Annotated in this window: 8 protein-coding genes; 4 read left to right on the top strand and 4 right to left on the bottom strand. The window is 68.7% G+C overall.

The genetic code is table 11. From position 1 onward, the window contains the following. Together E1218_RS32645 and E1218_RS32640 are read left to right on the top strand one after the other, a co-directional pair. Positions 1-361: YdeI/OmpD-associated family protein (locus E1218_RS32645; RefSeq protein ID WP_132326904.1), on the top strand; the 361-nt coding region annotated here is incomplete at its 5' end. 79 nt (positions 362-440) lie between these two features. Further along, positions 441-1,880 (top strand): Nramp family divalent metal transporter, encoded by a 1,440-nt coding sequence (locus E1218_RS32640; RefSeq protein ID WP_132326903.1) that lies wholly within the window; start codon positions 441-443, stop codon positions 1,878-1,880. A 342-nt stretch (positions 1,881-2,222) separates the two neighbouring features. Here E1218_RS32640 and E1218_RS32635 read toward each other — a convergent pair whose 3' ends face one another. Continuing rightward, entirely contained in the window at positions 2,223-3,152 is a 930-nt protein-coding gene (locus E1218_RS32635; protein ID WP_132326902.1) for an SMP-30/gluconolactonase/LRE family protein, read from the bottom strand. Between the two features lie 225 nt (positions 3,153-3,377). Between E1218_RS32635 and E1218_RS32630 the strand changes: the two genes are divergently transcribed. Beyond that, positions 3,378-5,159, top strand: a complete 1,782-nt coding sequence (locus E1218_RS32630) for an acetyl/propionyl/methylcrotonyl-CoA carboxylase subunit alpha (RefSeq protein WP_132326901.1) — start codon at positions 3,378-3,380, stop codon at positions 5,157-5,159. Positions 5,160-5,688: 529 nt separating this feature from the next. Continuing rightward, positions 5,689-6,540 (top strand): peptidylprolyl isomerase, encoded by an 852-nt coding sequence (locus E1218_RS32625; RefSeq protein ID WP_132326900.1) that lies wholly within the window; start codon positions 5,689-5,691, stop codon positions 6,538-6,540. A 55-nt stretch (positions 6,541-6,595) separates the two neighbouring features. Here E1218_RS32625 and E1218_RS32620 read toward each other — a convergent pair whose 3' ends face one another. From E1218_RS32620 to E1218_RS32610, 3 genes are all read right to left on the bottom strand, one after another. Further along, a complete protein-coding gene (locus E1218_RS32620) occupies positions 6,596-7,747 on the bottom strand; it encodes a glycoside hydrolase family 76 protein (protein ID WP_132326899.1) in 1,152 nt (383 codons plus the stop codon). Between the two features lie 78 nt (positions 7,748-7,825). Beyond that, positions 7,826-9,046 (bottom strand): SpoIID/LytB domain-containing protein, encoded by a 1,221-nt coding sequence (locus tag E1218_RS32615; RefSeq protein WP_132326898.1) that lies wholly within the window; start codon positions 9,044-9,046, stop codon positions 7,826-7,828. After that, the coding region (locus E1218_RS32610) for an N-acetylmuramoyl-L-alanine amidase (RefSeq protein ID WP_132326897.1) at positions 9,043-10,468 on the bottom strand (1,426 nt) is incomplete at its 5' end. The genes E1218_RS32615 and E1218_RS32610, both read right to left, overlap by 4 nt.

Below are 10,468 nucleotides of genomic sequence, written 5' to 3'. Positions count from 1 at the left end.
GTTGGGGGGCGGCGGGCGGATCCCGGTGCAGGCGTGGTTCGACGGGATCGGGTATCGCGGGTCGATCGCGTCGATGGGTGGCTGCATGGCGCTGGGAATGCTGAAAAGCATTTGCGGGCAGTTGGGGAAGGCTGACGGCGACCCGGTGACCGTGACCGTCGAGCGGGACTCCGCCGAGCGGACGGTCGGCGTACCGGCGGATCTCGCGGCGGCGCTGGACGAGGCCGGGCTGCGGGCGGCGTTCGACAGGCTGAGCTACAGCCACCGCCGCGAGCACGTGAACGCGATCAACGACGCCAAGAAGCCGGAAACCCGGGCCCGCCGGATCGCGAAAGCGCTGGAGATGCTCAAGTCTTCTTGAGTTGTGCCTGTGTCGGCTCGCCTGTGCCGACCTCATTCGTTAACCTCCCGAACAGGGGGTCGAGGAAGTGAGGAGCCCAATGGCAGACACCACTACCAGTGACCACGGCAGATTCGCTCTGCCGACCAAGAACCTGCCGGAACCGCAGGTTCGCGACCTGCCGGACCCACCGGCCAACACCTGGAGGATCGTCGGTCCGGGGATGGTCGGCGCCGGTGTCGGCCTGGCCTCCGGCGAGTTCATCCTCTGGCCGTACATCTCCAGCCAGGTCGGCCTGGTGTTCCTCTGGGGCGCGCTGGTCGGCGTGATCATCCAGTGGTTCCTGAACATGGAGATCGAGCGGTACACGCTGGCCACCGGTGAGACGGCACTGACCGGCTTCAACCGGTACGGCAAGCACTGGGGCATCTTCTTCGCGATCATGACGTACTTCGCGAACATGTGGCCCGGCTGGGCGACCAGTTCGGCCTCGATGCTCACGTACCTGTTCGGGGCCGGCGACCCGCGCTGGATCGCGATCGGCATCCTGCTCGCGATCGGCGTGATCCTGACCCTCGCACCGGTGGTCTACGTGATGCTCGAGCGGCTGATCTTCGTCAAGATCCTGGCGGTCGGCCTGCTCGTCGTTCTCGCGATCGCGTTCGCCATTCGCGGCCGCACCTACAGCGCGCTCGGCGACGCCGTCGCCGCGCCGCAGTTCCCGGCCGACCAACTGGGCTTCGCGCTCATCATGGGTGCGATCGCGTACGCCGGTGCCGGCGGCGGCCAGAACCTGGTGCAGAGCAACTGGATCCGCGACAAGGGGTTCGGGATGGGCTCGCACATTCCGCGGCTGGTCTCGCCGATCACCGGTGAGATCGAGGCCGACCCGACCGCCAAGGGGTACGTGTTCAAGCTCGACGAGCAGAACATGGCGCGCTGGCGGCGCTGGTGGAGGTTCGCCAACATCGAGCAGGCCTCGACGTTCGTGGCGATCACCGTGCTCACCATCGCGTTCACCTCGATGCTCGCGCACGCCACCTTGTTCGGGAACCCGGACGTCAAGAACAACATCAGCTTCCTGAGGGTGGAGGGCACCCAGCTGCAGTCCCTCGTCGGCGGCTGGTTCGGGTACCTCTTCTGGGCGATCGGCGCGTTCGCGCTCTTCGCCGCCGCGGCCGGCATCGTCGACTACACGTCGCGGCTGACGTCGGACATGATCAAGGCCCGCTACCTGCGCGACTCCGCGGTGAGCGAGTCCAAGCTGTACTTCTACCTCGTCTGGGGACTGGTTGCCTTCGGCATCATCGTGCTGCTGGCCGGCCTGACCCAGCCGCTGGTGCTGCTGGTCATCTCCGCGTGCACCGCGGGCACGATGATGTTCTTCTACTCCGGCCTGCTGTGGTGGATGAACTCCCGCGCCCTGCCCAAGGCGATCCGGATCACGCCCCTGCGCACCGGCGTCATGCTGTTCGCTTTCCTGGCGTTCGGCTTCCTGGCCGTCTTCACCATCATCGACCAGGTCCAGAAGAACTTCTGATCCCGTCCCGGGTACGACGCCGCGCGCGTCGTACCCGGGATCCTCAGGCGAGGTAGTCGATCACTGCCTGCTCGGCCTTGAGCGAGAACGACACCGGCTTGCCGACCTGCGCCGGATCCTTCGACCTCGTCACCACGCCGGTCGTGACAGCGACCGGTCCGCCGGTGGCCAGGCAGCCGAGCCGGCCTACGCATCCGCACCGCGATCGGCGAACCGGAAACGTCCGATGACGTCCGTGGCGCCGTCGCCGGCGGGCACGTGGGCGGCGAGCTGAAACCGCGTCGCTCCGGCCCCACCGTGTGATCCATCTCGGGAACCACCTCCCCCGCCCGGGGGAGAACGTCAGCTGTGCGGCCCGTAGGGGCCGGGAGCGCCGTTGACGGTGGTGAAGAGGGAGTAGACCGACGTGGTCGCGGTGAGGAAGAGACGGTTGCGCTTCGCACCGCCCCAGACGAGGTTCGAGACGGTCTCGGGGACGATGAGCTTGCCGAGCAGCGTGCCGTCGGGGTGGTACACGTGCACACCGTCGGCCGCGGACGCCCAGATGCGGCCCGCGGTGTCCAGGCGGATGCCGTCGAAGATCCCGTTGCCGCACTCGGCGAACAACTCGCCGCCGGACAGTGTGTCGCCGTCGACGGTGAAGACCCGGAGCGTTCCCTCCTCGGAGTCGGCGATGTAGAGCAACGACTCGTCGGGCGAGAACGCGAGCCCGTTCGGGCGGTTGAAATCGTCGGCGACCCGGGTGAGCACGCCGTCCGGCGAGACCCGGTAGACGTGGCAGCCGCCGGTCTCGATCTCGCCCTTGAAGCCCTCGTAGTCGCTGTCGATGCCGTACGCCGGGTCGGTGAACCAGACCGAGCCGTCGCGCTTGACCACCACGTCGTTCGGGCTGTTCAGCCGCTTCCCGTCGTACTCCGAGGCGAGCACGCTGACCGCGCCGTGGTGCTCGGTCCGGGTGACCCGGCGGTTGCCGTGCTCGCAGCTGACCAGGCGGCCCTCGGTGTCGAGCGTGTGCCCGTTGGTGTTCCCGGCCGGGTGCCGGAAGACCGAGACCTGGTACGACGTCTCGTCCCAGCGCAGTATGCGGTCGTTGGGGATGTCGCTCCAGAGCAGGTAGCGGCCGGCCGGTATGTAGACGGGTCCCTCGACCCAGCGCCCGCCGGTCCACAGCCGCTCGAGCAGCTTGTCCCCGCGGATGCCGTCGAACCGGTCGTCAAGCTTCTCCCACACGGCCGGCGCGGTCCCTGCCAACGGCTCGAGAATGCCCGTCATCACCACTCCTCACGCAGTCGACTCCCCGTCGCCGGAAAGCCTATTCCTTCAGCACGTCCGCGCGCCGCCCGATGTCAGCAGCCAAGACCGGACGGTCGTGGTCGCGGTGATGAAGGGGTTATCGAGCCCCCCGCCCGTGGTAACCGCTCGGTAGGGTGTGAGGAACACCCTGTCTCCCCGAGGGCTGATTAACCCTAGACTCGGGCTGGCCGAAGGGAGTCAGCTGTGTCCGACAGCAAGCAGATCACCAAGGTCCTGGTCGCGAACCGGGGCGAGATCGCCGTCCGGGTCGTCCGCGCCGCCGCCGACGCGGGGCTGCGGAGCGTCGCCGTGTACGCCGAGCAGGACCGCGACGCGCTGTTCGTCCGGCTCGCCGACGAGGCGTACTCGCTGGACGGCTCGACACCGGCCGACTCCTACCTGAACATCGCCAAGATCCTCGACGTCGCGGCCCGCTCGGGCGCGGACGCCGTCCACCCCGGCTACGGCTTCCTCGCCGAGAACGCGTCGTTCGCCGGGGCGGTGATCGACGCCGGGCTGATCTGGATCGGCCCGCCGCCGTCCGCGATCGACTCCCTCGGCGACAAGGTCAAGGCACGGCACATCGCCGACAAGGTCGGCGCCCCGCAGGTCCCCGGCACGCCAGATCCGGTCGCCGACGCGTCCGAGGTGGTCGCGTTCGCGCAGGAGTATGGGCTGCCGATCGCGATCAAGGCGGCGTACGGCGGTGGCGGCCGCGGCATGAAGGTCGCCCGGACGATGGAGGAAGTGCCGGAGCTCTACGAGTCCGCCGTCCGCGAGGCCGTCAGCGCCTTCGGCCGCGGCGAGTGCTTCGTGGAGCGCTACCTGGACAAGCCCCGGCACGTCGAGACCCAGTGCCTGGCCGATGCCCACGGCAACGTCGTCGTCGTGTCGACCCGGGACTGCTCGCTGCAGCGCCGCTACCAGAAGCTGGTCGAGGAAGCGCCGGCGCCGTTCCTGTCCGACGAGCAGCTGGAGATCCTGTACACCTCGTCGAAGGCGATCCTGCGGGAAGCCGGGTACGTCGGCGCCGGGACGTGCGAGTTCCTGGTCGGGCAGGACGGGATGATCTCGTTCCTCGAGGTGAACACCCGGCTGCAGGTCGAGCACCCGGTCTCCGAGGAGGTCACCGGGCTGGACCTGGTCCGCGAGATGTTCCGGATCGCCCAGGGCGAGGAGCTCGGGTACGACGACCCCGTCGTGTCCGGGCACTCGATCGAGTTCCGGATCAACGCCGAGGACGCCGGGCGCGGGTTCCTGCCTGCGCCGGGCACGCTGACTCGATGGCACGCGCCGTCCGGTCCCGGCGTACGGCTCGACGGTGGTTACGACCAGGGCGAGACCGTGCCGGGTGCGTTCGACTCGCTGGTGGCGAAGCTGATCGTGTCCGGTCGCGACCGCACGCAGGCGCTGGAGCGGTCCCGGCGGGCGCTGCGGGAGTTCGTGGTCGAAGGGATGCCGACGGTCATTCCGTTCCACGCTTCCGTGGTGTCGGATCCCGCCTTCGTCGGTGACGACGGGTTCACGGTGCACACCCGGTGGATCGAGACGGAGTACGACAACCAGATCCCGCCGTACGAGGGGACGGGCGCGGAAGCTCCCGGGTCCGCGGACCGCGAGAAGGTGACCGTCGAGGTCGGCGGCAAACGGCTCGAGGTCGTGCTGCCCGCCGGGCTGCGTGCGTCCGCGGTCGCGGCCGGTGGTGCCGCGACCGGCAAGAAGAAGCCGGCGCGTCGTGCCGGGAGCTCGGGCAGGAGCTCCGCTGCGTCCGGGGACTCGCTGACGTCGCCGATGCAGGGCACCATCGTCAAGATCGCCGTCGAGGAAGGCGCCACCGTCGCCGAAGGTGACCTGATCGTCGTGCTCGAGGCGATGAAGATGGAGCAGCCTCTCAACGCCCACAAGTCCGGCACCATCACCGCCCTCACCGCCGAAGTAGGCGCCACCGTCACCGCCGGCGCCATCCTCTGCGACATCAAAGACTGACCCACCGCAGTCAACGCCGCCACCCGCGGGACAGCTCCTCCTCTCCCGTGAGCGTCCGCGGCGGAACGTCGCCGAGTCGTGGATTTCGGACGCGTCCGCCGGCGTGTCGACGACCGAAATCCACGACTCGATGACGGCTCTGTGGGACTCCAGGTCCTACGTGGTTCGGGGGTCTCGATCTCACCCTCGAGGCGGACGGCACCAGCACCCTTCGCGGCACCGTCGCCGACCGGTCCGAGCTCCACGGCCTTCTCGCCAAGATCTGTCTACGGCGCCGGTACGACGGCCCGCAGCCGCCGCTCGTCCGCAGCCGGACGCAACGCCTTCAGGGCCACGTCACGACCGTCGGTCAACCGCGGCCCGAAGACCGCGCCGACCCGGCCGACTCCACCCCGGAACCGCCCGCCGTGCCCGCCGATGTCCTCCGCGCGTCTACACCTATAGCTCGCCGGTTCCTCACGAGGATTAACAGACAGTTCTCAGGTTGAGGCTGTAGGTTCCCTCCAGGCATCTGTGAGGAGGATTCTGCATGTCCAAGAAGACCCATCAGCAGCAGCTGGCGGTGCGGAAGGCCAAACGGCAGGCCGAGCGGGAGGCCGAGCGGCGGCGCCAGCGGCGGAACCTGGGGATCACGATCACCGCGATCGCGGCGGTGGTGGTGGTCGTCGTCGGGGTCTTCGTGGTGGTCGGGAACAACGGTGACGACCCCTCGACCGAGCTGCCGGCGGCGGCCGGGCCGGACAACAAGCCGAAGAGCATCCCGACCGCGCTCGCGGCGGCACCCAAGCGGGCGACCGCACTGCCGGCCGAGGTGAGCTGCGCGTACAAGAAGGGCACCGAGGCGGCGAGCAAGAAGGTGAACCCGCCGGCCGACGGCAAGGCGAAGGCGTCGGGTACGTCGAAGGTCAGCCTGAACACGTCGATCGGCGACCTCCAGCTGACTCTGGACAGCGCGCTCGCGCCGTGCACGGTGAAGAACTTCCTCAGCCTGGTCGGGCAGAAGTACTACGACAACACGAAGTGCCACCGGCTGACTGTCGGCGAGGGTCTGCAGGTGCTGCAGTGCGGTGACCCGACCGGGAGCGGCAGCGGCGGTCCGGGATACAGCTTCGCGGACGAGGTGTTCCCGACCCTGAAGTACGGGCGTGGCACGCTGGCGATGGCGAACTCCGGGCCGAACACGAACGGGAGTCAGTTCTTCATCGTGTACGGCGACGGGTCGGGGCTGAGCCCGGACTACACCGCGTTCGGGACGATCGACGAACCCAGCCTGACGCTGATCGACAAGGTCGCCGAGGCCGGTGTCACGCCGCAGAACGGGCCGACCGATGGGGCGCCGATCACCCCGGTGAACATCCAGACGGCTACTGCCGCAGCCTGAACCAACACGTACGGCCCTCCTGGTGCAGGAGGGCCGTACGTCTGTTCGGATCAGCTCAGGCGAGCAGACCGTACCGTGCGCGGGGCCAGGCCAGCAGGGCCTGGATCTGGGCAATGCCGGCCTGCTCCAGCAGTTGGACCGGGCCGTCGACGAAGTGGTAGAGGCCGGTGGCCGGGTCGCGGGCCTCGTTCCAGGCGCGGTCGGCGTACGCCTTCATGGTCTTCTTGTAGCGGTGGTCCGGCGCGACCGAGTCGAGGATCAGCAGGTTCTTGAACCAGATCGAGTTGAACCGGGTCGGCTGCTTCCAGAGCCGGTCGTCCTCGGCGTAGAAGGCGAGCGATGCGTTCGCGACCGACTGGGCGTCGTTCAGGTACTCGCGGTCACCCGTTGCCTTGTACAACAGCACGCCGGCACCCAGCATCACTCCCTGGTTGTAGCTCCACTGAGTCTTCTCGATGTTCCCGGCCAGGTCGATGTGGTCCCAGTACAGACCGTTCGGCGCGAGCATGCAGTCCTGGGTCCACTCGTACATCCGCTTCGCCCAGGTCAGGTACGACTGATCGCGGGTCAGCAGGTACAGGTGCGCACCGAGCTCCGCGCCCGGCCCGTTCGAGACCGTGTTGCGGTCCTGGCTCCACGGCGCCTGCGTCCAGAACACCCCGCCGGCGCACGGGTGCGACGGATCCGTGTCCCAGCCGTAGACCACCAGGTCGAAGATCTCCTTCGCCCGCGCCAGCGCGGCACGGTCGCCGGTCCGCTTGTAGTGCTGGACCAGGTGCAGCCCGATCCACTCGTTGTCGTCGTAGAACTTGTCACCGCCATGCCCGAGCGGCGGACGCACGTACGAGTCGTACCCCTTCGGCGTCGTGCCGGCGTTCCAGTACGGCTCGTACGCCGCGATCCGGCGGTCCGCCTCCTTCGACGCCCCGTCGCCGGCGCCGGGGATGCCGGCCAGGTTCTCGGCCGCGATCGCCGCCTGCGAGTAGGGCCAGACGTAGGCGTACGGGTTCTCGTGTGTGTTCGGGTACTCCTCGAGGAGGAGGTCCTTTCCCGCGTCGAAGTACTTGTTCAGCGCCTCGTACGACGCCTTGGCGCGAGCCGCCGGACTGGACACGGCGTCGGCCGCGGTCACGTTCAGGGACCCGAGTACGGCGACCGCCAGCACCCCGGCCGCGATCCTGGTTGATATACCAAATCTGTTGCGCATCGACCTTACTCCTCCTGGGCGGTGGCGGTTGACATCGATGTCATGTTCTAACCGGCGCAGGGGAAGCGCGTCAATGGCTCAGCGACGAGTGGTTTGATCAGATCCGATTGGTATATCAAGCCGATTGGGCGCGAACGTGAACCATGCCGACCGCAGCCGGAGCCGCCCGCGGACCTGGTCGCCGGTCAGCGCCCGCCGGCCTTTCGACCCGACCGCCTCGACCGTCATCGTCCGGCCGCCGCCCGGTCCGACACCGCTGCGGTTGACCACCCGCAGGCTGCGGATCGACCCGACGTCGAACGCCGACTGCACCTCGGCCGCCGTCCGGGTGACCGTCCAGGTGACGTTCGGATTCCCGTTTCCCGGGTACGCATCCCAGCCGTCGAGCTTCATCACCTGGTACGGGACCGGGCCGCTCGCCGTCGCGCCGCCGTTCGAGGAGGAGAACTCGGCGATGATCGGCTTGCCCTGGTACAGCCGGACCTGGCCCGCGGTCGCGGCGATGGCGGTGTTCGTCGACGCCTTCTCCGAGTCGTAGCCGCCGTACACCTGGCAGGAGACCGTGTCGCACAGGTCGTACGCGCGTCGCGTCGCCCGGTTCCGGTGGTAGACCGAGTAGGTGCGCGCGGCAACCGCCTGGGCCTGCAGGGCCGCTGGACGCCAACTGGACAAGGCCTCTTCCGGTACGACGCCGCGCAGGTAGTACTCCAACGACAGCACGTTCACCGTGTCCAGGTGCGCCCCGGACACGTCGACGGCCCGGAGCGCCCCGCGATACCGCCGTACGGCGCCACTCGGCAGGATCAGCCCGGTCACCGGCGCACCCTCGAACTGCGTCATCCCGGCGAACGTCTTCCACAGCGTCCACTTGCGCGTGGTCGCGTTGAACGAGCTGACCTTGGTCCCGTGGTCGCCGTACGGGTCGATCGACCACTGGGCGCGGGTGGCCGCCTTGGGCAGCGTGTAGACCTTGCCGGACTCCAGGTCGCGGACCTTCAGGTGGTTGACGACGCCGACCCGGACGCCGTCGGTGGTGTCCGCGGTGATCCGCACCCGGATGCTCCCGGCCGCCTTGCCGGTCGTCGTTCCCGGGTAGTAGAAGTCGAGGATCTGCCGCACCGACTTGCCGGCGATCGCCGCGCCCTGGGCGCCGTACTGCGACATCCCGCGCCCGTGACCGAATCCGCGCCCGCTGATGGTGGTGTCCGCGGCAGCCGGTGGCTCGATCTCACGCGCCTGCGCGGTCGCGCTGATCAGGGTGGACGCGAGCACGACGACCGCGACAACGCGTTTGCTCATCGGACGCTCCGGTACTGGACATCGACCACGCGGCGGTGCTGGTTGTAGGTGAGCCAACCGTGCTGGTACTTCTGCCGAAGGCCGTTGCGCACCTTGTACATGTCGGTGACCGGCAGTCCGAGCCGTGAGCGCTCCGCGCCGAGAGCGGCGTACTTGCGGAAGATCAGGCCCGCGACCGGGCGGGTCCCGATCGACTTCGACCAGTAGAGCGCACCCTTGCGGAACTGCTGCGCCCGCACACCGGCCACCCGGGTGTTGTAGGACTCACCGATCGGCAGGCCGAGCATTCTGTCCGGGCCGAGTTGTCGGTACCGTGCCCGGAAGACGCCGACCGTCGAATGGGTGCCAGTGGCAACGGAGTGGAAGACGTCCCGGGTGCCGAAGTACGTCGCCCAGCCGGTCCTCGTCCGGTGCTCGCCCCAGAACGGCTGCCCTGTCCTCCGGAAGCCGACGGCCATGGCGAAGCGGTAGATCGGCGTGGACACGCTGCCGCCGGTCAGCACGTTCACGCGCTGCCTCAACCATCCGAGCCGGCTGTACAGCAGCTTGCCCGGGCATGCCGTCGCCTTGGTGTCGCGGTGGCCCGACACGCTGCGCACCCGGCTCCCTGCGAGCCGGACCGTCGAGAGCGCCGACCGGTAGTTCGCGTCCATCTTCCACGCGATCACCCGCGCCGTCTTCTCCAGCATCGCCGGCGTCGGCGCGACCTTCTCGAAGTTGCCGATCAGTGCGACCCCGAACGAGTTCGCGTTGAACGATCCGGTGTGGGCGCCGAGCACCGGCAGTTGCGCACCGCCGTACCGGCCCTCGAAGGCGCGGCCGAAGCGGTCGACCAGGAAGTTGTAGCCGAGGTCGCACCAGCCGCGGCTCTTCACGTGGTACGTGTACATCGCGCGGACCATCGCCGGGACCTGCGTGCGGGTGTAATCGTTCCGGTCGGCGGTGTGGTGGACGAAGGCGGCCAGCACGGTGGTCGTGTACTTCGGTCGCGCGCAGTCGGCGCCGTTGTGGCTGCGCAACCGCTCGTCGGCGCCCCACTTCTTCCGGCTCACCATGACGGGCATCGGGTACGGCGCGCTCGTCGCCGCCGGCTCCACGCTCGGTGCGGCCGGTTCGTCGGCGTCCGTCGGTAGCACTCCCGGCTGGATGAGCACGACCTTGGCGTCGTCGATCGTCGTACCGCTCGAGGTCACCGCACTCGCCTGCACCCCGGTCGCGTCCCCGACCCACAACGGCTCTGTACCGCTCCGTGTGCCTTCAGGTGCGGACGGATCGGGTCCGTGCTCGTTTTCGACCCGCAGCGATGTCCACTCGGTCCACTGCCCCGCGCGCTGCACCCGGACCTTCGCCTGGACCCCTTGCACGCCGCTCGGCCAGGTGACGCCCACCATCGCGAACGGCTTCGTCTCCGCCGCCACCGAC

The sequence above is a fragment of the Kribbella turkmenica genome (genome assembly GCF_004348725.1).
Lineage (GTDB): Bacteria > Actinomycetota > Actinomycetes > Propionibacteriales > Kribbellaceae > Kribbella > Kribbella turkmenica.
Note: the sequence above shows the minus strand (reverse complement) of the source record. Positions and strands in the feature narration are given on the sequence as shown.

Bases quoted from the DNA above. Each gene is read 5' to 3' on its own strand.
- E1218_RS32640 (WP_132326903.1), top strand. From the start codon at position 441: ATGGCAGACACCACTACCAGTGACCACGGCAGATTCGCTCTGCCGACC.
- E1218_RS32635 (WP_132326902.1), bottom strand. From the start codon at position 3,152: ATGACGGGCATTCTCGAGCCGTTGGCAGGGACCGCGCCGGCCGTGTGG.
- E1218_RS32625 (WP_132326900.1), top strand. From the start codon at position 5,689: ATGTCCAAGAAGACCCATCAGCAGCAGCTGGCGGTGCGGAAGGCCAAA.
- E1218_RS32620 (WP_132326899.1), bottom strand. From the start codon at position 7,747: ATGCGCAACAGATTTGGTATATCAACCAGGATCGCGGCCGGGGTGCTG.
- E1218_RS32615 (WP_132326898.1), bottom strand. From the start codon at position 9,046: ATGAGCAAACGCGTTGTCGCGGTCGTCGTGCTCGCGTCCACCCTGATC.